The sequence below is a fragment of the Streptomyces sp. NPDC006925 genome (genome assembly GCF_042869575.1).
GTDB lineage: Bacteria > Actinomycetota > Actinomycetes > Streptomycetales > Streptomycetaceae > Streptomyces.
This window is the reverse complement of sequence record NZ_JBIAGB010000011.1, coordinates 45,579-65,974: the sequence shown is the minus strand read 5'-3', so window position 1 is coordinate 65,974 and position 20,396 is coordinate 45,579. Positions and strand designations below refer to the sequence as shown.

Sequence of the window (20,396 nt, the reverse complement as noted above, 5' to 3'; positions counted from 1 at the left end):
GTGCTGTGAGGGATGGGGGGGAGCGGAGCTGTTGAATCGCCGTCAACTTACGCGCGAGTAAGGTCACTGGCCAGTAGTCGCGCACGACTTTGTTACCGGGAGGTTTCCGCCCTCTCGCCCCGCACCCCGCCCCGCCGGACGGCGGCGGATCGCCGGAACTCCCTCCGGATCACCCTCCGCGCCCCCGGGAACCCCTTGCGTCCGATACGGGGTGGGGGTATACATGACCCTGGCTCCACTGATACCCCAGGCGGGTATGACAGAGTGGTGCGGAGAACACCGTGCCCCGGCATCCCGCCGGGCACCGCCGAGGAGACGTGATGACCGCGACGCATGAGAGCACGGAGCGGACCGCGGGCGCCGGACGCCCCGCCGCGCAGACCGACGTCGAGCTGGCGATCGGCGGCATGACCTGCGCCTCCTGCGCCGCCCGCGTCGAGAAGAAGCTCAACCGGATGGACGGCGTCACCGCCAGCGTCAACTACGCGACGGAGAAGGCCAAGGTCAGCATGGCCGACGGTGTCCAGGTGACCGATCTGATCGCCACCGTCGAGGCCACCGGCTACACGGCGGCCCCGCCGGCGCCCCGGCACCCGGAACCGGCGCCGGCGCCGGCGCCGGCGCCGGCGCCGGAGCACGGCGGCGGCGAGATCCCGCCCCCCGCGGCCGGCGGCCGGGACGACGAGCTGCGCACCCTGCGTGAACGGGTGATCGGCTCGGCGGTCCTGGCGGTGCCGGTCATCGCGATGGCGATGATCCCCGCGCTCCAGTTCACGTACTGGCAGTGGCTCTCCCTCACCCTCGCCGCGCCCGTCGTGGTCTGGGGCGCCTGGCCCTTCCACCGCGCCGCCTGGACCAACGCGCGGCACGGCGCGGCCACCATGGACACCCTCGTCTCGCTGGGCACCTCGGCCGCGATGCTCTGGTCGCTGTGGGCGCTGTTCTTCGGCACCGCGGGCATGCCCGGGATGACGCACCCCTTCGAGCTGTCGATCGGGCGCAGCGACGGCGCGGGGAACATCTATCTGGAGGCGGCCGCCGGTGTCACCGCCTTCATCCTCGCCGGGCGGTACTTCGAGGCCCGCTCCAAGCGGAAGGCGGGTGCGGCGCTCAGGGCGCTGCTGGAGCTGGGCGCCAAGGAGGTGACCGTGCTGCGGGACGGTCGCGAGCTGCGGATCCGCACCGAGGAGCTGGCCGTCGGCGACCGCTTCGTCGTCCGCCCCGGCGAGAAGATCGCGACGGACGGCACCGTCACCGAGGGCAGCTCCGCCGTGGACGCCTCGATGCTCACCGGCGAGTCCGTGCCCGTCGAGGTCGGTGTCGGGGACGGCGTCACCGGCGCGACGCTCAACGCGGGCGGACGGCTGGTGGTGGAGGCCACCCGGGTGGGCTCCGACACCCAGCTGGCCCGGATGGCCGCGCTGGTCGAGGACGCGCAGAACGGCAAGGCCGCGGCGCAGCGGCTCGCGGACCGGATCTCGGCGGTCTTCGTCCCCGTGGTGATCGTGCTCGCGCTGGCCGCCCTCGGCGGCTGGCTGGTGGCCGGCGCCGGAGCGACGGCCGCGTTCACCGCCGCCGTCGCCGTCCTGATCATCGCCTGCCCCTGCGCACTGGGCCTGGCCACCCCGACCGCGCTGATGGTCGGCACCGGACGCGGCGCCCAGCTCGGCATCCTGATCAAGGGCCCGGAGGTGCTGGAGACGACCCGCAGGGCGGACACCGTGGTGCTGGACAAGACCGGCACGGTGACGACCGGCGAGATGACGCTGCTGGCCGTGCGCCTGGCGGAGGGAGTCACCAGGGAGGAGGCGCTGCGGCTGGCGGGCGCCCTGGAGAGCGCCTCCGAGCACCCCATCGCGCAGGCGGTGGCCAGGGGTGCCGAGCGGGAGCACGGCACGCTGCCGGTCCCCGAGGACTTCGCCAACGTCCCCGGGCTCGGCGTCCAGGGGGTCGTCGAGGGTCACGCGGTGCTGGTGGGACGCGAGAAGCTGCTGCGGGAGTGGGCGATGGAGCTGCCGCCCGCGCTGGCCGCGGCCAAGGAGGAGGCCGAGCGGGCCGGACGTACCGCGATCGCGGTGGCCTGGGACGGCGAGGCACGCGCCGTCCTGGAGGTCGCCGACGCGGTGAAGCCCAGCAGCGCCGAAGCCGTCCGGCGACTGCGGGCACTGGGGCTGACCCCGGTGCTGCTGACCGGTGACAACCGCGCCGTGGCCGAGTCGGTGGCCGCCGAGGTCGGCATCCCGGCCGAAGACGTGATCGCCGAGGTCATGCCCGAGGACAAGGTCGGCGTCGTCGAGCGGCTCCAGGACGAGGGGCGCTCGGTCGCCATGGTCGGCGACGGCGTCAACGACGCGGCGGCGCTCGCACAGGCCGACCTGGGGCTGGCGATGGGCACCGGGACGGACGCGGCCATCGAGGCCGGGGACCTGACCCTGGTACGGGGCGATCTGCGGTCGGCCGCCGACGCCATCCGGCTCTCCCGGCGCACCCTGGGCACCATCAAGGGCAATCTCTTCTGGGCCTTCGCCTACAACGTGGCCGCACTGCCGCTCGCCGCTGCCGGCCTGCTGAATCCGATGATCGCGGGCGCGGCGATGGCGTTCTCGTCGGTGTTCGTGGTGGGCAACAGCCTGCGGCTGCGGAGGTTCCGCGCGGCGGAGTGAGCGTGGGCGGCCTGCGGCGCCCCGGGAGCCGGGGCGCCTCAGGCCGCTTTCGGCGGGTCCGATCCGGCCGGGCGCACCGCGGCCGCGCCGAAGCGGCGGCGGGCGCGGTCGGCCGCCGCCTCCGCACGGCGGGCCTTCTCCTCGCGCACGTCGAACGAAAGCTGGTGGGAGGCGAGTTCGGCCGCCGTCAGCTCCTCGGCGCGGAGCGCCAGGCCCCGGACCCTGGCGCGCTGCAGGCCCAGCGCGTCGTGCAGCGCATAGGCGGCGGCGGTCAGCCCGGGGGTGTGCGCGGTGGGTTCGGGCAGCGTGCGGGTACGGGTGGTGGCGGTGCGGTCGGCATAGCGGACGGTGAGGGTGAGGGCTCGGGCCACCTGCCCCTCGGCCCGCAGCCGGAACCCCAGCCCGTCGGCGAGGGTGAGCAGCACGCCGCGGCGCCGGGCGGCGTCGAGTTCGTCCCGTTCGAAGCGGTGCTCGGCGCCCGCGGAGCGCGGCGGTGCCGTGGGGGTGACGGGCGCGGGGTCGATCCCCCGCGCCCGTTCGTGCAGCCGCCGCCCCGCCGCGGCGCCGAGGATCCGCTGGAGGGTGGCGGGCGGCGCGGCGGCGAGCCGGCCGACGCTGTCGAGGCCGTAGGCGCACAGCGCACGCGCGGTCGCAGGGCCGACCCCGTGCAGCGCGGCCACCGGTCTGCGGTCGAGGAAGTCGGCCGCGTCCTCGGGGCGCACCTCGCGCACCCGCCCCGGCTCTCCCGCCTGTGCGGCCATCCGCGCCAGCAGCGGATTGGCGGCGACCCCGACGGTGCAGTCGGTGCCGTACAGCGCGAGGGCGCGCAGCCGCACGAGCCGTGCCAGGTCGACGGCCTCCCGTCCGAAGTACCGCAGCGCGCCTTGGACGTCGGCGAGCGCGGCATCCGGCGGCAGGGCCTGGACGACGGGGGTGATGTCGGCGAGGAGGGCGAGAAGCGCGTCGTGGCGTCCGGGCCCGGCGGCTCCGGTGCCGTCGAGGTGCACATAGAGCACGTGGGATCGCCGGGGTCCGGCCGGTGCCGGCGCCGGTCCGCTCATCCCGCGCTCCCCGGGCTGGAGTGCCACATCCTGCGGAGCGCCCTGGCCGAGCCCGCGGTCTCGCCCGCGGGGCGGAGGTCCGCCCAGGGGTGCATCTCGTACCCGGGGGCGACCTGGAGGGTGCGGCCCGGACCGTCGGCGGGCTGCGGGCCGCCCTCCGGCGGCTCCGCCAGCCGGGCCGTGACCGCCTCCAGGCCGCCCGTGCGGCGCAGCTCGACCAGTTCGGCCAGGTCCCAGGCGGCGGAGCCGACGACGGTGAGGCTGCGCGGCCCGCGCCGCTGGACGACGCCGCGCACCAGCAGCAGCCAGGAGTGGAAGACGGTGTGGGCGCAGGCGGCGTGCGCGTCCTCGAAGAAGGCGAGGTCGGACAGGCCGGTGCCGTCGTCCAGCGTGGTGAAGATGACGCGCTTGCCCGAGGCGAGCGGCGGGGTCTGGGTGGCGGCCTTGGCCCCGGCGATCAGCACCGTCTCGCCGTGCCGTGCCGAGCGCAGGGTACGGGCCGAACGGGCGCCCAGTTCCCGCAGGAAGGCGACGTGGTCGGTCATCAGATGGCGGGAGGTGTCCATGCCCAGGACGTCGAGTTCGGCGCCGAGCCGCTCGCCCCTGTCCAGGTCGGGCAGGTGGACCGGTTCGGCCTGCTGCGGGGCCCGGTCCGCGGGTGCGGCGCCCTCGCCCAGCGCGAGCTGCCCCTCGCGCGCTCCGGCCGCACGCTGGGTGCGGTGCAGTTCGGCGAGGTGCAGCAGCAGGTCGCGGCGGTTGCCGCCGGGGGCGAAGGCGTCCAGCGCGCCGACCTGGGCGAGGCGTTCGGCCACGGGCCGGGAGGGGCGGGCCCGGCGCCAGAAGTCCGCGAGCGAGTCGTAGGGCTGCCCGGCCTCGATCCGGGCCGCGTCGGCCTCGCTGATGCCCTGCACCTCACCGAGCGCGAGGCGCAGCCCCCACACTCCGGATTCGGACTCCAGTTCGATCCGATAGGAAGCCGCGGACCGGTTCACCTCCAGCGGCAGCACCGGAACCCCGCGCCGCCGGGCGTCCGCCAGCAGCAGCCGCTTGGGATACATCCCCGGATCGTGCTCCAGGATCCCGGCATAGAAGGCGGCGGGACGGTGCGCCTTGAGCCACGCGGACTGGTAGGTCGGCACGGCGAACGCCACGGCATGCGCCTTGCAGAACCCGTAGGAGCCGAAGGACTCCACGATCTCCCAGGCGTGCGCGACCGTCCCGGCCGCGAACCCCCGGCGCGCCGCCGCGCGTTCGAACCAGAGCTTCGCGGCGGGACGCTGCTCGTCGTCCTTGAGCACCCGCCGCACCTCGTCCGCCCGGCCGCGGTCGCAGCCGGTGAACCGCGAGAGGATGCGGATCACCTGCTCGTGGAAGACCGCAACGCCATACGTCTCGGCCAGCGGCTCCGCCAGGTCGGGATGCGGATGGCGGATGCGGCGCCGCCCGTGCCGGGCCTCGACGAAGGGGTGGACCATGTCGGCGCCGACGGGTCCCGGCCGGAAGAGGGAGATGTCCACGACCAGGTCGTGGAAGGTCTCCGGCTGGAGCCGGCCGATCAGCTCGCGCTGGCCCGGCGACTCGATCTGGAAGCAGCCCAGTGTCTCGGAGGAGCGGATCAGCTCGTAGGTGGCCCGGTCCCCCTCCGGGACCGCGTCCAGGTCGATCCGCTCCCCCGCCGCGCGCTCCACCTCGGCGACCGCGTACGCCATCGCCGACTGGAGCCGCACACCCAGCACATCCAGCTTGAGCAGTCCGAGGTCCTCCACGTCGTCCTTGTCGAACTGCGCCATCGCGAAGCCCTCGCCGCTGGTGGGCACGACGGGCGTACGGGCACGCAGCGACGCGTCCGAGAGCAGCAGCCCGCACGGGTGCATGGCCAGCCCGCGGGGCAGCCCGTCCAGCGCCTCGACCAGCTCCCAGAAGCGCTCCCCGTGCCCGGCGGGCGCCCCCTCGGCCGCCTCCCGCCGCAGCTCCTCCAGCTCCGGCAGCTCGGCCAGCGCGGAGCGCGCGTCCCGCGCCCTGATGTGCGGGAACGCCTTGGCCAGCCGGTCGGTCTCGGCCGGGTCCAGCGCCAGCGCCGCGCCCACGTCGCGGATGGCGTGCCGCACCCGGTAGGTCTCGGGCATGGCGACGGCGGCCACCCGCTCCTCGCCGAAGCGTTCGAAGACCGCGCGGTAGACCTCCAGCCGCCGGGCCGACTCCACGTCGATGTCGATGTCCGGCAGCTCGGCCCGGCGCAGGGAGAGGAACCGCTCCATCAGCAGCCCGTGCTCGACCGGGTCGGCGTGCGCGATGCCCAGCAGATGGTTGACGAACGACCCGGCGCCCGAGCCGCGCGCGGCGACCCGGATGCCCCGCTCCCGCACGTCCTCGACGATGCGGGCGACGGTCAGGAAGTACGAGGAGTAGCCGAGCTTCTCGATGACGGCCAGCTCGTCCTCCAGCCGTCGCCAGCGGGCGGGCTGCCGGTCGTAGCGGCGGGTGACCATCGCGGCGGCGCAGCGGGAGCGCAGGACGCGCACGGCGGTGCGGCCGCCGGTGCCGGCCAGCCGGGACTCGGGGAAGTGGACCCGGCCCAGGCCCAGGTCCTCCTCGGGGTCGACCCGGCAGGCCTCCGCGGTCTCCTCGGTGAGGGCGAGGAGACGGTGTGCGGTGTTGCGCCGGTATCCGGCGGCCTCGGCGATCCGCTCCGCGGCTGCGGCCATCTCCGCGGGCCCCTTCAGCCAGCGCTCACCGCCATCGAGCCCCGCGCGCGGGTCGACGGGGACGAGGCGGCGGGCGGCGTCCAGCACGTCGGCGACGTTCACCTCGGCGGACGGCGCCGGATCGGCGTAGCGCACGGCGTTGGTCAGCACGGGTGCGACGCCCTCCTGCGCCGCCAGTCCCAGCGCTCTGGCGGCCTCGCGCAGCGGCCCTGCGGCGGAGACGGCCAGCCGGAGCGCGTCGCCGTAGATCTCGCGCCACCGCCCCAGGAGAGCGGCCGCGCGGTCGGGGCGGCCCGCGGCGAGGGCGCGCCCGACGTCCGAGCCGGCGCCCAGCAGCACCGTCACGGCGCCGCCGCGCAGCGCGGTCCGCGGAAGGAGCGGCGCGTCCTGCCCGGTGGCGTGCGCCTCAGTGATCATCCGGCACAGTTCGGCCCAGCCGCGGGCGCCGTCGCGGGCGAGGAAGACGGCGCGCCGGGCGGACTCGTCTACGAAGCGCCCGCCTCTGACCGGTGTGCGGCGCCGCTCTCCGCCTGGCACGTCCGGCTGATCCGGTGGCGGCCCGACCGCGAGGTCGACTCCGTACACCGGGCGCACCCCGGCGCGTGCGCACGCCTTCGTGAAGCGGACGGCACCCGCGACGCCGTCCCGGTCGGTGAGGGCGACAGCGGCCATTCCCCGCTCGGCGGCCCGCTCGGCGAGAGCCTCGGGGTGCGAGGCGCCGAAGCGCATGGAGAAGCCGGAGGCCACGTGCAGATGGGTGAACGCCGACATCGTCCGCACCACCTCCTGCCTCAGCACCCCCTCTGTCCCGAGCAACCACAATAGACCAGCTATCGAATCTGTATTCGAATAGCACACCACGCCGCCGCTCCCTCCCGCCGCACGGGGGGCGCCACCGGAGTGGCGGGCCTCCGGGAGCAGGGGCCGTGGCGGGCTCGGAGCAGGCGGCCGGGGCGGGCTGCCGGGAATCGGCCAGGAGCCGGGCGGCTCACATGTGGGTGCCGCCGTCGATGCGCAGTTCGGTACCGGTGATGAAGGCGCCGTCCTCGGAGGCCAGCATCGCGATGGCGCCCGCCACGGTCTCCGGGCCGGCGAACCCCTCTCCGAGGGCCGGTGCGAGCTTCGTGAACAAGTCCGGGTCGGCGTCCCCGGGCAGCCCCGGGGCCCGGGTCATACCGGAGTCGATGGAGCCGGGCGCCACACAGACGGCCCGCAGCCCTCGCTTGCCGTACTCGGCCGCGATGGCGTGCGTGAAGGACTGGATGCCGCCCTTGGAAGCGGCGTAAGCGGCCATATAGGGATGCGCGAAGCTCGCCGAGGTCGAACTGAAGTTGACGACGACCCCCTTTCCGGCCGCCAGCAGCGCGGGCAGCGCCTGCCGGGTCACCAGGAAGGTGCCGGTGAGGTTGACGCCGATGATCCGGTTCCAGAACTCCAGGGTCATCGCCCCGGTGTGCCGCGAATCGAGCATGCCCGCCGCGTTGACCAGCACGTCCAGGCCGCCGAGGCGCTCGACGGCGGCATCGACTCGCGCGCGCACGGAATCCTCGTCCGCGATGTCGAGGACCGTCCGGCTCAGCCGCCCGTCCGTGCCCGCCTCGGCGGCCAGCGAGCGGGTCTTCTCCAGCCCTGCCTCGGCGATGTCGGCGGCGGCGACACTGCCGCCCTCCGCGAGTATCCGCAGCGCGGTGGCCTGGCCGATGCCGGAGCCGGCTCCGGTGACCAGGACTCTGCTGCCGGTGAAGCGGTTCATGACCGACTCCCCTTCTGATGTGGGATGCCCTTTTCGGGCACGTATCTGGTCACAGTACGCCGTGATGGCACGACATGCCATCACGGCGCAGAACGCAACTCTGCGCACTCCTGGCATACGCTTCCGTCCATGACCTCCCAGCCCGACAGGCCGATCCCGCACACCACCCGCCCCTCCCTCACCGAACGCCGCAAGGCCGAGACCGAACGGGAGATCGCGCGGCACGCCGCCGGACTGTTCTCCGCACACGGCGCGGCGAGCGTCACGGCGGAGGGGATCGCCCACGCGTCGGGCGTCTCGCTGCGCACCTTCTACCGCTACTTCCGCACCAAGGAGGAGGCGGTCGCCCCGCTGCTGACCGGAGGCGTACGCCAGTGGCTGGCCGACCTGGCCGCCGCACCCGCCGAGCTGCCCGTGGCCCAGGCCCTGGAGCACGCCGTCCGGGCCGCGCTCACCCCGGCCGGACCCTACGCGGACCTCCAGGCCGAGGCCCTGGAGAGCACCCGGGGGTTGCTGCGCGCCGTCCCCGGCGACCCGGCGCTGCGATCGGTGTGGCTGCAGGTGCACGCCGAGACGGAGGAGGCGCTGGTGCCCGTACTGGCCGGGCTCGCCCGCGAGGACACCGACCCGCTGGAGCTGCGGCTGACGGCGAGCGCGGCCAATGCCGCCATGCGGATCGCGATGGAGACCTGGTCGGCCGGTGAAGCGGATTCCGACGATCCGGAACAGGGCCCCGCCGCACTCGCCGTACGCTGTCTGCGGGGGCTGACCGCAGGACTGCGCACGCCCCGCGCGTGAGCCCCGATGCCACCGGCACCGCGGCGGCGGTGCCACCGTGCCGGGCTGTGACCCAAATCAAAGTGCTGGCACCCCGTACCCGGCACCGTGCAGGGTAGGGGCACGCGGGACACGCACGAGACCAGCGCGGCGGGACGAACCCACGAGGCCGCGCGTTCAGCAGAAGGAGCCCCATGAAGGTCGGGATTGTCGGAGCCACCGGTCAGGTCGGCACAGTGATGCGCGAGATTCTGGCCGAGCGTGATTTCCCGGTCGACGAACTGCGGCTGTTCGCCTCCGCGCGCTCCGCGGGCCGGACGCTGCCCTGGAAGAGCGGCGAGGTGACCGTCGAGGACGCGGCCACGGCCGACTACACCGGACTGGACATCGTCCTGTTCTCCGCGGGCGGTGCCACCTCCAAGGCGATCGCCGAGAAGGTCGCGGCCCAGGGCCCGGTCGTCATCGACAACTCCTCGGCCTGGCGGATGGACCCCGAGGTGCCGCTGGTCGTCTCCGAGGTGAACCCGGAAGCGACCCGCCGGCGCCCCAAGGGCATCATCGCCAACCCGAACTGCACCACCATGGCCGCGATGCCGGTGCTGCGTCCGCTGCACGCGGAGGCGGAGCTGACCGCGCTGGTCGTCGCCACCTACCAGGCGGTCTCCGGCAGCGGCCTGGCGGGCGTGGCCGAGCTGGACGGCCAAGCACGCAAGGCGGTGGAGAACGACGCCGCCCGGCTCGCCTTCGACGGTGAGGCGGTGGACTTCCCCGAGCCGGACAAGTTCAAGCGGCCCATCGCCTTCAACGTGCTGCCGCTGGCCGGCTCGATCGTCGACGACGGCCAGGCCGAGACCGACGAGGAACAGAAGCTCCGCAACGAGAGCCGCAAGATCCTGGACATCCCCGCACTGAAGGTCTCCGGCACCTGCGTGCGCGTCCCCGTCTTCACCGGTCACTCGCTGCAGGTCAACGCCCGCTTCGCAAACCCGCTCAGCCCCGAGCGGGCCGCCGAGCTGCTCGCCGCAGCGCCGGGCGTGGAACTGTCCCCGATCCCCACCCCGCTCCAGGCCGCGGGCAAGGACGCCAGCTACGTGGGCCGGATCCGCGCCGACGAGACGGTCGAGCACGGCCTGTCGCTCTTCCTGTCCAACGACAACCTGCGCAAGGGCGCCGCGCTCAACGCCGTGCAGATCGCCGAGCTGGTCGCCGCCGAACTGGGCTGACCACCGGGACGTTCGGAACGGGCCGGCGAAGCGCCGGAAGCGGGCCGGCAGCCCGGATGCGTGCAAGACCGGGTCGCACCCTCGCCTCCGGCGCACGGAACGCGTGCCCGGCAACCGCACAGCAGCACGGAACCCCCCGGACCACGTCCGGGGGGTTCCGCTGTGGGGGGTCCGAGCCCCTTCCGGAGAGGCTCACCAGGATCCCGTGCAGGGGCCGGGCCCATCGCCCGGCCGACCGGGCTCAGCCGGTCCCGCGGGGTCAGCCGATCTTGGCACCGAGCGCGTCGAGCGCGGCGGGCACCGGCTGGAAGTAGGTCTCGCCGCCGGAGGAGCAGTCACCGCTGCCGCCGGAGGTGAGGCCCAGCGCCTTGTCGCCCGCGAAGAGCGAGCCACCGCTGTCGCCCGGCTCGGCGCACACGTCGGTCTGGATCAACCCGTCGACGGTGCCCTCCGGGTAGGAGACGGAGGCGTTCAGCGCCTTGACCGTGCCGTCGTGCACCTGGGTGGTGCTGCCGCTGCGGGTGACCTTCTGGCCCACCTCGGCCTCTCCGGCGCCGGAGATGGCCTGGGTGCTGCCGTCGTACAGGTCGACCTCGCTCGGGTGGTCGGTGTCGCCGGTGTAGGTGGCGATGCCGTAGTCGTTGCCCGGGAACTTGCCCTCCCCGCTCTCCGCGATGGGCTGGCCGCCCTGCGAGTCGGACCACGAGGAGATGGCGGTGGTGCAGTGGCCCGCGGTCAGGAAGCCGGGCTTGCCGTCCGCGGTGGTGACGTTGAAGCCGAGCGAGCAGCGTCCGCCGTCGCCCCAGATGGCGTCCCCACCGGCGATCTTGGTGGTGAACTTGCCTTCGGTGCGCTTCAGCTCGACCTTGCCGCCCTGGGCCTTGAGCTGCTTCTTGAGCTTGGCGAGCTCGGCGCCCTTGACCGTGCTGTCGGCGGTGACGACCACCTTGTTGGCCTTCACGTCGACGGCGCGGGCCGTGCCCGTCACATCGTCCTCGGTGAGCGTCTTCTTGGCGGAGGTGAGCTGGGAGAGCGTGTGCTCGACGACCCGGGCCCTGGCTCCGGCCGCCTGGACCTTCTCCTTGGCCGCGTCGTCGGTCACGTTGACGACGAGCTGCTTGGCCTTGGCATCGTAGTAGGCGCCCGCGTCGCTCTTGATGTCCGAGGTGAGCTTCGAGGCCAGCTTCGATGCCGAGCCGGACGAGAGGGTCTTGACCGAGGGGGCCTCGGGCGCGGCGTTGGCGGTGGTGACCGTGAGCGCGCCGGCCGCGAGGGCCGCTGCGCCCGCGCCGGCCAGCAGTATCCGCCTCTTGGGTACGCGTCGGTGGTTGGACAAGGTGATACCTCCAGTGGGGGGTTGGGGCCGTCCCCGAGCGGGGTGGTCCCGGAGGATGTACGGACACGGCCCTCTTACCCAAGAGAAAGTCGCGTCCATGCCAACTCGTGCGCCGAGTATTGCGATCCCCCCGACTTCCGCACAAGGTCCAGATCACGTCAGCCGACCGGAAGTTCGGTCCGGCTGTCAAGATGCCGAACGTCCCACCCTGTCCCTGACGTCCGGCGGAACGAACACGGCGGGCGACACCGCGTGTTCATGAGGTAAGGCATGGACCTGTCCGGTATTCGTCGCCCCGGCGGCCGAATCGCGGCAGCACAATGAGGCACTTCGCCACGCGTCCGCCCGCGTGCGGCGACGTGGCACCCGTCGCGCACGCCAACACACCCGCGCACGTGCGCACAAAGACGCCCCGCCGGAGAACGGCCCACCGCATCCCGCATCCCGCATCCCGCATCCCGCATCCCGCATCCCGCGCGAGGACGCTCCGCGGACACGGATCCGCCCGCACACACGGAAGTGCCCGTACACACACCCAGGGAGCGTGTACGGGCACAGGACCGAGCGGTGCTCGGCCGGCACGGGTGGCGGTACGTCAGTAGACGTTCACGCCATACGCGTTGAGCGCCTCGGTGACCGGCTGGAAGAAGGTCGTCCCACCGCTGCTGCAGTTGCCGCTGCCGCCGGAGGTCAGGCCCAGTGCGGTGCTGCCCCGGTAGAGGGGGCCGCCGCTGTCGCCCGGCTCCGCGCACACGGTGGTGCGGATGAGGCCGTAGACGATGTCGCCGCCGCCGTAGTTGACCGTGGCGTTGAGACCGGTCACCTGGCCGCTGTGGGTTCCGGTGGTGCTGCCGCGCCGGGTCACGGTCTGACCCACGGACGGGGTGCCGGCGCTGGTGATGTCCTGCCCGCCGACGGTGCCGGGGTGCGAGATCGAGGTGTTGCTGTAGCGCACGATCCCGTAGTCGTTACCGGGGAAGCTGGAGCCCGCGGTGGGCCCGATGAGAGTGGAGTGGCTGGAGTTGGTGTACCAGTTGCCTCCGCCCTCGGTGCAGTGCCCGGCGGTCAGGAAGTAGTAGGTGCTGCCCCTGCGGACGTTGAAGCCCAGTGAACAGCGGTAGGAACCCGCGTAGATGGCGTCCCCGCCCGAGAGGTACTTCTTGAACGTACCCTTGACGTGCTCGATCTCCACCGCGCCCGCGTTCTTCCCGGCACTGTGCCGGATCCGGGCGATGTCGGCGTCCGAGACGCGGCTGTCGACCGCGACGACGACCTTGTCGCTCTTCTTGTCGACGTGCCAGGCCGTGCCGGCGACATCCGCCGCGCGCACGGCGTCGCTCGCCGAGCCGAGCTGGCTCGCGGTGAAGGTGTGGGGGGACGGAGCTTCCGCGGAGGCCGTGGCGGGCACGATCAGCGCCCCGGCCGCCACCATGCCCGACGCGACGGCGATCAGCCGGTTGCGTCTGCGTCCGGCCGTGCTGTCGTTGGCTTTTGTGCGTTTGGTCTTCACTTTTCCTCCCGATCAGGGAAACCAAGCGTGCTCCTGACAAACGCTGCATGGAGTATTCGCGGCGGCATTCCGGCCCCGCAAGGGCATCTTTCGGACTCCGTGCGTCCAGTTCGCCTGCCGTCCACACCGTTTGACACCGGGAGGTGCGGGGGAGAAGAGGGTTCTGGCCTATCCCTGGCCAGCCCCTTGTCAATCTGGGCGCACGACCGGACCGTCGCTCACTCGGATGTCGTCGGGCGACCACCGGTCACGGCCGGAACGGGGCAATGCGGCACAATCCCGCGCCCCGTCACCAGCCCCTCTGAACAACAACCTTGCTCGAGCGCCACCCGTTTGTGCACCAGAACCGTCACGAATGTCGTGCTGGACGGGTAACCGCTTGGCGCATCATCAGCATCATGGACGACCATAGGGGTTGCGGACCCGCGGCGGAGCGCTAGCAACGGTGGGACACCGCGCAGAGGAGAGGAGGCGTCCATGGGATCGGTGCGCAAGGCGAGTGCCTGGCTGGGCCTCGTCGACGACAGCGAGATGCGGTACTACGACTATGCCGACGGGGCGGACGGCCCGGCCGAGGGGCCGGAGACCGGGAACGCCGCACGCGAGCCGTGGGTCACCGACCCCAGAGTGCGCGTCACGGCCGAGACGGCGCAGGACCAGGGCACCAAGATCGCGACGGTCAGCCCGGACTGCTTCCGGGACGCCCGCGGCATCGGCGAGCTCTTCCGGGACGGGGTCCCGGTGATCGTCAACCTCACCGCCATGGACCCCGCGGACGCCAAGCGCGTGGTCGACTTCGCGGCCGGGCTGACCTTCGGCCTGCGCGGCTCCATCGAACGGGTCGCCAACCGCGTCTTCCTGCTGACGCCGCCCGACTACAGCGTCGTCACCAACGAGGACCGCCGCGACCAGGGCGGCTTCTTCAACCAGAGCTGAGCTGCGGAGGGGCTGGCGAACAGCCCCTCCGCAGCGCGGCGGACGCTGCTCAGCCCCGGAAGGCGTCCACGCCGGTGAGCGCCTTGCCCAGCACCAACTGATGCATCTCCACCGTCCCCTCGTACGTGAGCACGGACTCCAGATTGGTGCTGTGCCGCATCACGGGATACTCCAGCGAGACGCCGTTGGCACCCAGCACGGTCCGGGCGGTCCGGCAGATCTCGATGGCCTCCCGGGTGTTGTTCAGCTTTCCCAGACTGATCTGCTCCGGCCGCAGCCGTCCCGCGTCCATCCGCCGCCCCAGGTGGTGCGCGAGCAGCAGTCCCTTGTGCAGCTCGACCGCCATGTCGGCCAGCTTGGCCTGGGTGAGCTGGAAGGCGGCCAGCGGCTTGCCGAACTGCTCCCGTTCGGTGGCGTAGGCCAGCGCCGTCTCGAAGCACGACCGCGCGGCGCCCATGGATCCCCACACGATCCCGTACCGGGCGTGGCTCAGACAGCTCAACGGCCCGCGCAGCCCCCGCGCCTCGGGCAGCACCGCATCCGCCGGCAGCCGCACCTCGTCGAGGACGAGCTCGCTGGTGACCGAGGCGCGCAGGGACCACTTGTGCTTGATCTCGGGCGCCGAGAAGCCCGGCGCGTCCGTCGGGACCACGAACCCGCGGACCCCCTCCTCGGTGCGGGCCCAGACCACGGCGACCCCGGCGACCGAGCCGTTGGTGATCCACATCTTGCGGCCGGTGAGCACCCAGTCCGCACCGTCGCGCCGGGCGTGGGTCCGCATTCCGCCGGGATCGGAGCCGTGGTCGGGCTCGGTCAGCCCGAAGCAGCCGATCACCTCCCCCGCCGCCATCGGCGGCAGCCAGCGCTGCTTCTGCTCCTCGCTGCCGAACCGGTGGATGGCGTACATCGCCAGCGAGCCCTGGACCGACACCAAGGAGCGGATACCGGAGTCGGCGGCCTCCAGCTCCAGGCAGGCCAGACCGTACTGCACGGCACTCGCGCCCGCGCACCCGTAGCCGGTCAGGGGCATGCCCAGGGCACCGAGCGAGCCGAGTTCCCGGGCGAGCTCCCGGATGCCGGGCAGCTCCCCGCGCTCGTACCAGTCGGCGACATGGGGCAGGACCCGGTCCGCGGCCCAGGAGCGCACGGTGTCGCGCACGGCGCGGTCCTCGTCGCCGAGCAGGTCGTCGATCCCCAGCGGATCGTGCGCGTCGAACGCGGGCAGCGGGCTCATGGGCGGCCTCCGGAAGGGAACGATCACGGATACCGACCAGACGCTACGGCTGGGTAACGCCCCGCGACAAGGGGTTCCCGGCGCGCCCCGGCCGGTCCTCGCAGATCCGGGCCCGCTGCGGGGCACCGGAGGCGGCGCCCGGCCCGGCCCCGGACTCGGCACCGGCCTCCGCACCGCCGGGGCCCTCCTCGTGCACGGTGGAGTCGGCGGTCTCCATCCGCCGGGGCAGCCGCAGCGCCGCCAGCGCACCGAGCAGCAGCAGGCAGGCACTGACCAGCAGGGTCACATGCAGCCCGGTGACGAACGAGGACCGCGCGGCGGACCGCAGCGCGGCACCCGGAGCGCCGCCGAGGTGCCCGGCGACCTCGTACGCCTCCCCCAGCGAGTGTGCCGCGTCGGCGCCGGTGCGGTCGGGGAGGCCGAGGCGGCGGGCTGCGTCCCGCACCCCCGGCCCATAGGCGGCGTTCATCACACTGCCCAGCAGTGCGATGCCGATGCCGGCGCCGAGCTGGTAGGCGGTCTCACCGACGGCGGCCGCGCCCCCGGACCGGCCGGGCGGTGCCTCGCTGAGCATGGACTCGTAGCAGCCGAACAGGGTGGTCTCCAGGCCGAAGCCGAGCAGCACGAACCCGCCGACCAGCAGGCCCGGCCGATCGTGCTGGCCCACCCCGGTCAGACACAGCACCGCGGCCGCGGTCACCAGGAAGCCGAGCGCGACCATCGCGCGCGGCCCCAGCAGCGCCAGCAGCCGGGAGCCCAGCAGCCCCGCCGCGATGGCGGCCACGGACAGCGGCAGCAGCCGCACTCCGGTCTCCAGCGGGGAGAGCCCGAGGACGAGCTGCAGATACTGGGCCGCGATCAGCGCCAGTCCGACCAGCGCCAGCACGGTCAGCACGATGCAGCCCACGGAGGTGCCGAAGGCGGCCCGGGTGAGGGTGCCGAAGTCGATCAGCGGATGGGCGCGCCGCCGCTGACGGCGCACGAACAGCGCGATCAGCACGGCCCCGGCGAGCAGCGGCAGCCAGCACAGCGGGGTGAGCACCTCGCCGCCGCCCGCCTGCTTGACCCCGAGTATCACCCCGAAGAGACCCAGTGCCGCCATCACGGCGCCCAGGACGTCCCAGGGCCCCCCGCCGCCGGTGGCCGACTCCGGCAGCAGCCACCGCCCCACCGGGAGGCTGGCGGCCATCAGCGGAATGTTGACCAGGAAGACCGAGCCCCACCAGAAGTGCTCCAGCAGCGCTCCCCCGACCAGCGGCCCGACCGCCGCGCCCACCGCGGCGACGGCGCTCCAGATGCCGACGGCCAGGGCCCGCTCGCGGCGGTCGGGGAAGACCTGGCGCAGTATCGAGAGGGTGGCGGGCATGATCATGGCGCCGCCCACGCCGAGCAGCCCCCGGGCGGCGATCAGCACCTCCGGGGTGGGCGCGTACGCGGCGACGGCGGAGGCGGCGGCGAAGAGCGCGTAGCCGAACAGCAGCACCCGGCGGGTGCCGATCCGGTCGCCGAGCGTGCCGAAGAGGATCAGCAGCGAGGCGCACACCAGCGGATAGGTGTCCACGATCCACAGCAGCTCGATCGAGCCGGGGCGCAGGTCCTCGGAGACCGCGGGCACGGCGACGTGCAGCACGGTGGCGTCGACGGCCACCAGCAGCAGGCTCGTGCAGAGCACGACGAGCACGACCCACCGGTTCGCCTCCCGGTCGGACCGCCGCGCTCCCGGTCCGCTGCCGGGGACGTCCGCCGCCTTCCGCGATATGGCCGTGGTCGTCCCGGACATGTACGCACCTCCTGTTGCTCTCGCACCCGCGGGACGGACCGTGGGGGTGGGGGACGGCTGCCCGGGCCGCGGCTGTCGCACGCGGCCCGATCGGCGTCGGCGTCCGGCCCCGGTGAAGAGGGGCGAGTGCCGGTCAGCGTACGCGAACCGGCACGGGCGTCCAGTGCTCCCCCGTCAAACGGAAGGAGTGCCCCCGGTGCAGCTGCCCGATGTGCGGCTGTCCATGACCGCGATTTTCCCGCAGTTTCCGGACACCGGTCGCGTCCTGCCCGTCGGCCCGCCCGCCGCACCGGGCGCCGGGAGCGTGGCCAATAATCGTCCGAATGACTGACCTCGCCGACCCGGGCACACCCCAGGTGCGCCCCGGGACCACCGGATACGGCAGCTCCGGGCCGCTGCGCGGGCCCGCCGCCGCACTGCTGGCCTACGCGGGCGTGCGCGTGCTGGGCCTGCTCGTACTGGCGCGCTGGAGCGCGGAGCGGGGCACGAGCGCGCACACCCTGCTCACGGCGCGCTGGGACTCCCTGTGGTACACCCGGGTCGCCGAGGGCCGGTACGGCTACCAGGTGCGGCTGCCGGACGGCGGCGTCCATTCCGACCTGGCCTTCTTCCCGCTGCTGCCGACGCTGGAGCGCGGGCTGGCCGAGCTCTCCCCGCTCACCGCGCCGGACGCGGGCATGCTCGTGAGCTGGCTCTCCTCGCTGGCGGCGGCCTGGGCGCTGTATCTGACGGGCGCGCGGCTGCACGGGCACCGCGCGGGAGTCTGCCTGGCGGTGCTGTGGGCGGCGCTGCCGGTCGGCGTGGTGCAGTCGATGGCCTACAGCGAGTCGCTGTTCACCGCGCTGGCCGCCTGGGCGCTGTGGTCGGTGCTGCGGGGCCGGTGGGTGTGGGCGGGCACATTGGCCGCGCTGGCGGGGCTGACCCGCCCGGTGGGGGCCGCGGTGGTGGCCGCGGTGTGGATCGCGGCGCTGCTGGAGCTGCGGCGGGAGCGGCGCCGGCCGGATGTGCGCATGGCGCTGGGACTGCTGCTGGCGCCCATGGGGTGGCTCGGGTACGTCGTCTGGGTGGGGATCCGCACCGGAAGTGTGACCGGGTACCTGGACGTCCAGGGGCAATGGGGCAACGGCTTCGACGGCGGCTGGGCGTTCGCGGGGTTCGTCCGGGACACCTTCGCGGACACGGCGGCCGGCGGCCTGGGGCTGCTCGCGGGGGTGGCCCTGGTGCTCTGGTTGTACGGGCTGTGCGTCCGGCGCCGGCAGCCCGCGGCGCTGCTGGTGTACACGGGTCTGGTGGTGGCTCTCGCGCTGGGCGCCAAGGGGTACTTCGGCTCCAAGCCCCGGCTGCTGCTGCCCGCCTACCCGCTGCTGCTCCCGGTGGCGGCCGCGCTGGCACGGTGGCGGCGCGCGGCTGCCGCTGCGGTGCTGTGCGGTCTGGCAGCCGTCTCGGCCTGCTACGGCGCCTGGTGGCTCAACGGTTCCGGACCGCCGTGAGGACCGGGCCGGGGCGCACCGGACCCCGGGAGGCGCAGGGGGCGTGCGCAGGGGCGCGGGTGGTGCCGACGCGCGGAGGAAAGCACGGTGCACCGACCGGTGAATGGTGCGAATTTCCGTCAACCCACGTGTGACGGAAGTCGCTTCACGGTCCCGTCCCGACAATGAATCGGGCCCGGAATCGTGGGGGATAAACAGCATCCGGGCCGCCGCGGGGTGCTTTTGCACATCACATCGGCATCACGAACGGGCGGCCCTCGCCGGACCGGCTCTTCACGGCCGGTAATCTCGATTAGGTGCGTACCGACCGAATCTTCTCCCGGCTGGAGCAGGAGCCTCATCGCCCGCGGGGGCCCTTCCCGCGGATGAGCCCTGTCCGGCTGGGCCTGTTCAGCACCACGGTCGCCTTCTACCTGGCGATCGTGGTCGCCGTGCTGGGCACGACGTGGCTCGTGCAGCTCGACTGGCAGGTCATGCTCTTCCGCCCGTACAAGCAGTGGCCCGCCATCCACGGGTTTCTGGACGCCTTCGTGGTGCTGGGGCAGCGCGGTCCCACCGCGGTGCTGGTCGCGGCGTGGCTTGGCTGGCGCTCCTGGCGGCAGCGCACGCTGCGCCCGCTGCTGGCCCTGGGGTTCGCGCTGCTGCTGCTCAACGCGTCGGTCGGCGCCGTCAAGATCGGCCTCGGCCGCCTGGGCCCGCACTACGCCACCGAGATCGGCTCGGCCGAACTGTGGGCCGGCGGGGATATATTCCCTTCGGGACACACCGCCAACGCCGTGGTGACCTGGGGCATCCTCGCCTACCTGGCCACCACGCCGCGGGCTCGCAGATGGCTCTCCGTCGTCGCCGCCGTCTTCGCACTCGGGGTGGGCGCGACCACCGTCTACCTCGGTACGCACTGGGTGAGCGACGTGCTCCTCGGCTGGGCCGCCGGACTGCTGATCCTGCTGGGGCTGCCCTGGTGCGAACCCGCGATCGCGCGGGTGGAGGCCACCGTCCTGGCGTGGCGTGAACGGTTCAGCACGGCGGGTTCACCGCAGCCGAAGGATTCCTCGCCGGCCGCCTCGCCCGCCGCGCAGCCGATGCCGGCGCGGCAACCGCTGGTCGGGGCGCGGCTCCCGGCACAGGACTCCGGGAAGGGGACCCGCGCCGCGCTGCCGCGCACGGCGGACGAGGCGCGCTCGGCCGCCTCGTCCCGGTCGTGACCCCGGGCCTCAGCCCGCCCAGCAGCGGACCACCCGGTCGTCCTCGACCGCGAAGTTCAGCCGCCCCACCACGTACTCCATGGTGATGATCGCGTCCGGCTCCAGTCGGCGCACGCTCGACCAGCCCCGCGCGCGGGCCCGCCGTTCGGCCTCCTGGGCGCCGAGGCCCACATAGTCCTCGGGGGCGTCCCGCGGGGTGTCGTCGGAGGGCTGCGGTGCTGCGGATTCCGGTGCCATGGGACCACCGTATGCACCCGGCCGCGGCAGCCGGAAGTCCCGCCTTCGCAGCAGCGGCGTCACACTTGCGTCACAACGCTCCGTGCACTCTGCCCCGTTGCCCGCTTCACTCGTACGTGGCCTCTGCACGTCTGTACGCCACCCAATTCGACGAATTCCGCATTCGCTTTCCGCTGCCCGGATCAGAGGCATTGCCGACTGTCTTACGAATTCCGGAACGGCACGGTAAGCACACCTTAAAACCTTCGGAAGAGTTGCCGAATACCGCGTTACCGCCGCTCTTCCTCCGGATCGAAGGGACCGGATAGCCCAGCTCACGCAGCCGCTCCACGTCCCGGCGGACGGTGCGGGGGGTGACACCGAGCCGTCGGGCGAGATCACCGCCCGACCGGTCGGGGTGGGTCTGCAGCGGTGAGAGCAGCTGCAACAGCCGTGCCGAGGTCTCCAGCACGGAGCGATTCCGGCAGCACCCGCGGGCGACGCGCG

General features: G+C 73.2%; 15 protein-coding genes and 1 pseudogene. 7 read left to right on the top strand and 9 right to left on the bottom strand.

What is annotated here, in order from left to right; translation table 11 throughout:
• Positions 1 to 407: 407 nt before the first annotated feature.
• Entirely contained in the window at positions 408 to 2,663 is a 2,256-nt protein-coding gene (locus tag ACFYNS_RS17035; RefSeq protein ID WP_388603714.1) for a heavy metal translocating P-type ATPase, read from the top strand.
• Positions 2,664 to 2,701: 38 nt separating this feature from the next.
• Here the strand turns inward: ACFYNS_RS17035 and ACFYNS_RS17030 are convergent, their stop codons facing one another.
• The 3 genes from ACFYNS_RS17030 to ACFYNS_RS17020 form a co-directional block, all read right to left on the bottom strand.
• A complete protein-coding gene (locus ACFYNS_RS17030; RefSeq protein ID WP_388603559.1) occupies positions 2,702 to 3,724 on the bottom strand; it encodes a helix-hairpin-helix domain-containing protein in 1,023 nt (340 codons plus the stop codon).
• A complete protein-coding gene (locus tag ACFYNS_RS17025; RefSeq protein WP_360295605.1) occupies positions 3,721 to 7,200 on the bottom strand; it encodes a DNA polymerase III subunit alpha in 3,480 nt (1,159 codons plus the stop codon). Before ACFYNS_RS17025 ends, ACFYNS_RS17030 begins: the two co-directional genes overlap by 4 nt.
• A 217-nt stretch (positions 7,201 to 7,417) precedes the next feature.
• A complete protein-coding gene (locus ACFYNS_RS17020; protein WP_360295597.1) occupies positions 7,418 to 8,182 on the bottom strand; it encodes an SDR family NAD(P)-dependent oxidoreductase in 765 nt (254 codons plus the stop codon).
• 129 nt (positions 8,183 to 8,311) lie between these two features.
• Here ACFYNS_RS17020 and ACFYNS_RS17015 point away from each other — a divergent pair, with 129 nt between their 5' ends.
• Together ACFYNS_RS17015 and ACFYNS_RS17010 are read left to right on the top strand one after the other, a co-directional pair.
• Positions 8,312 to 8,980 (top strand): TetR family transcriptional regulator, encoded by a 669-nt coding sequence (locus ACFYNS_RS17015; protein WP_360295594.1) that lies wholly within the window; start codon positions 8,312 to 8,314, stop codon positions 8,978 to 8,980.
• A gap of 173 nt (positions 8,981 to 9,153) precedes the next feature.
• Positions 9,154 to 10,182: an aspartate-semialdehyde dehydrogenase gene (locus ACFYNS_RS17010; RefSeq protein ID WP_360295591.1), complete on the top strand. Its 1,029-nt coding sequence runs from the start codon at positions 9,154 to 9,156 to the stop codon at positions 10,180 to 10,182.
• 259 nt (positions 10,183 to 10,441) lie between these two features.
• On the opposite strand, the gene ACFYNS_RS17005 is transcribed toward ACFYNS_RS17010, so the two are convergent.
• Both ACFYNS_RS17005 and ACFYNS_RS17000 read right to left on the bottom strand, forming a co-directional pair.
• On the bottom strand, positions 10,442 to 11,617 hold the full coding sequence (locus ACFYNS_RS17005; RefSeq protein ID WP_388603557.1) for a S1 family peptidase: 1,176 nt from the start codon (positions 11,615 to 11,617) through the stop codon (positions 10,442 to 10,444).
• A 496-nt stretch (positions 11,618 to 12,113) separates the two neighbouring features.
• Positions 12,114 to 13,028, bottom strand: coding sequence for a S1 family peptidase (locus ACFYNS_RS17000; RefSeq protein ID WP_360295585.1), 915 nt, complete (start codon positions 13,026 to 13,028; stop codon positions 12,114 to 12,116).
• A 477-nt stretch (positions 13,029 to 13,505) separates the two neighbouring features.
• Here ACFYNS_RS17000 and ACFYNS_RS16995 point away from each other — a divergent pair, with 477 nt between their 5' ends.
• A complete protein-coding gene (locus ACFYNS_RS16995; protein WP_019355337.1) occupies positions 13,506 to 13,964 on the top strand; it encodes a cell division protein SepF in 459 nt (152 codons plus the stop codon).
• Between the two features lie 49 nt (positions 13,965 to 14,013).
• On the opposite strand, the gene ACFYNS_RS16990 is transcribed toward ACFYNS_RS16995, so the two are convergent.
• Together ACFYNS_RS16990 and ACFYNS_RS16985 are read right to left on the bottom strand one after the other, a co-directional pair.
• Positions 14,014 to 15,198 (bottom strand): acyl-CoA dehydrogenase family protein, encoded by a 1,185-nt coding sequence (locus ACFYNS_RS16990; RefSeq protein ID WP_360295582.1) that lies wholly within the window; start codon positions 15,196 to 15,198, stop codon positions 14,014 to 14,016.
• A gap of 43 nt (positions 15,199 to 15,241) precedes the next feature.
• The gene (locus tag ACFYNS_RS16985) at positions 15,242 to 16,978 is read right to left on the bottom strand and encodes an MFS transporter (RefSeq protein WP_388603554.1); all 1,737 of its coding nucleotides are present in this window, start codon (positions 16,976 to 16,978) and stop codon (positions 15,242 to 15,244) included.
• 196 nt (positions 16,979 to 17,174) lie between these two features.
• Here ACFYNS_RS16985 and ACFYNS_RS16980 point away from each other — a divergent pair, with 196 nt between their 5' ends.
• From ACFYNS_RS16980 to ACFYNS_RS16970, 3 genes are all read left to right on the top strand, one after another.
• Positions 17,175 to 17,309 carry a hypothetical protein gene (locus tag ACFYNS_RS16980; protein ID WP_360295577.1) on the top strand — a complete coding sequence of 45 codons (135 nt, stop codon included), beginning with the start codon at positions 17,175 to 17,177 and terminating at the stop codon, positions 17,307 to 17,309.
• Positions 17,302 to 18,468 (top strand): glycosyltransferase family 39 protein, encoded by a 1,167-nt coding sequence (locus ACFYNS_RS16975; RefSeq protein ID WP_360295574.1) that lies wholly within the window; start codon positions 17,302 to 17,304, stop codon positions 18,466 to 18,468. The genes ACFYNS_RS16980 and ACFYNS_RS16975 overlap by 8 nt, the downstream gene beginning before the upstream one ends.
• 296 nt (positions 18,469 to 18,764) lie before the next feature.
• A complete protein-coding gene (locus ACFYNS_RS16970; protein ID WP_360295571.1) occupies positions 18,765 to 19,673 on the top strand; it encodes a phosphatase PAP2 family protein in 909 nt (302 codons plus the stop codon).
• 9 nt (positions 19,674 to 19,682) lie between these two features.
• Here the strand turns inward: ACFYNS_RS16970 and ACFYNS_RS16965 are convergent, their stop codons facing one another.
• Together ACFYNS_RS16965 and ACFYNS_RS16960 are read right to left on the bottom strand one after the other, a co-directional pair.
• Complete coding sequence (locus ACFYNS_RS16965) at positions 19,683 to 19,910, bottom strand: hypothetical protein (protein WP_360295568.1); 228 nt, start codon at positions 19,908 to 19,910, stop codon at positions 19,683 to 19,685.
• Between the two features lie 291 nt (positions 19,911 to 20,201).
• Positions 20,202 to 20,361, bottom strand: a pseudogene (locus ACFYNS_RS16960) (HTH domain-containing protein); the annotation flags it as partial.
• Positions 20,362 to 20,396: the final 35 nt, after the last annotated feature.

Excerpts from the sequence above, each read along its gene's own strand:
- ACFYNS_RS17025 (WP_360295605.1), bottom strand. The coding sequence starts at position 7,200 with ATGTCGGCGTTCACCCATCTGCACGTGGCCTCCGGCTTCTCCATGCGC.
- ACFYNS_RS17030 (WP_388603559.1), bottom strand. The coding sequence starts at position 3,724 with ATGAGCGGACCGGCGCCGGCACCGGCCGGACCCCGGCGATCCCACGTG.
- ACFYNS_RS17005 (WP_388603557.1), bottom strand. The coding sequence starts at position 11,617 with ATGGACGCGACTTTCTCTTGGGTAAGAGGGCCGTGTCCGTACATCCTC.
- ACFYNS_RS16965 (WP_360295568.1), bottom strand. The coding sequence starts at position 19,910 with ATGGCACCGGAATCCGCAGCACCGCAGCCCTCCGACGACACCCCGCGG.
- ACFYNS_RS16985 (WP_388603554.1), bottom strand. The coding sequence starts at position 16,978 with ATGTCCGGGACGACCACGGCCATATCGCGGAAGGCGGCGGACGTCCCC.
- ACFYNS_RS16975 (WP_360295574.1), top strand. The coding sequence starts at position 17,302 with ATGACTGACCTCGCCGACCCGGGCACACCCCAGGTGCGCCCCGGGACC.
- ACFYNS_RS17010 (WP_360295591.1), top strand. The coding sequence starts at position 9,154 with ATGAAGGTCGGGATTGTCGGAGCCACCGGTCAGGTCGGCACAGTGATG.
- ACFYNS_RS17020 (WP_360295597.1), bottom strand. The coding sequence starts at position 8,182 with ATGAACCGCTTCACCGGCAGCAGAGTCCTGGTCACCGGAGCCGGCTCC.
- ACFYNS_RS16990 (WP_360295582.1), bottom strand. The coding sequence starts at position 15,198 with ATGAGCCCGCTGCCCGCGTTCGACGCGCACGATCCGCTGGGGATCGAC.
- ACFYNS_RS16995 (WP_019355337.1), top strand. The coding sequence starts at position 13,506 with ATGGGATCGGTGCGCAAGGCGAGTGCCTGGCTGGGCCTCGTCGACGAC.
- ACFYNS_RS17035 (WP_388603714.1), top strand. The coding sequence starts at position 408 with ATGACCTGCGCCTCCTGCGCCGCCCGCGTCGAGAAGAAGCTCAACCGG.
- ACFYNS_RS17015 (WP_360295594.1), top strand. The coding sequence starts at position 8,312 with ATGACCTCCCAGCCCGACAGGCCGATCCCGCACACCACCCGCCCCTCC.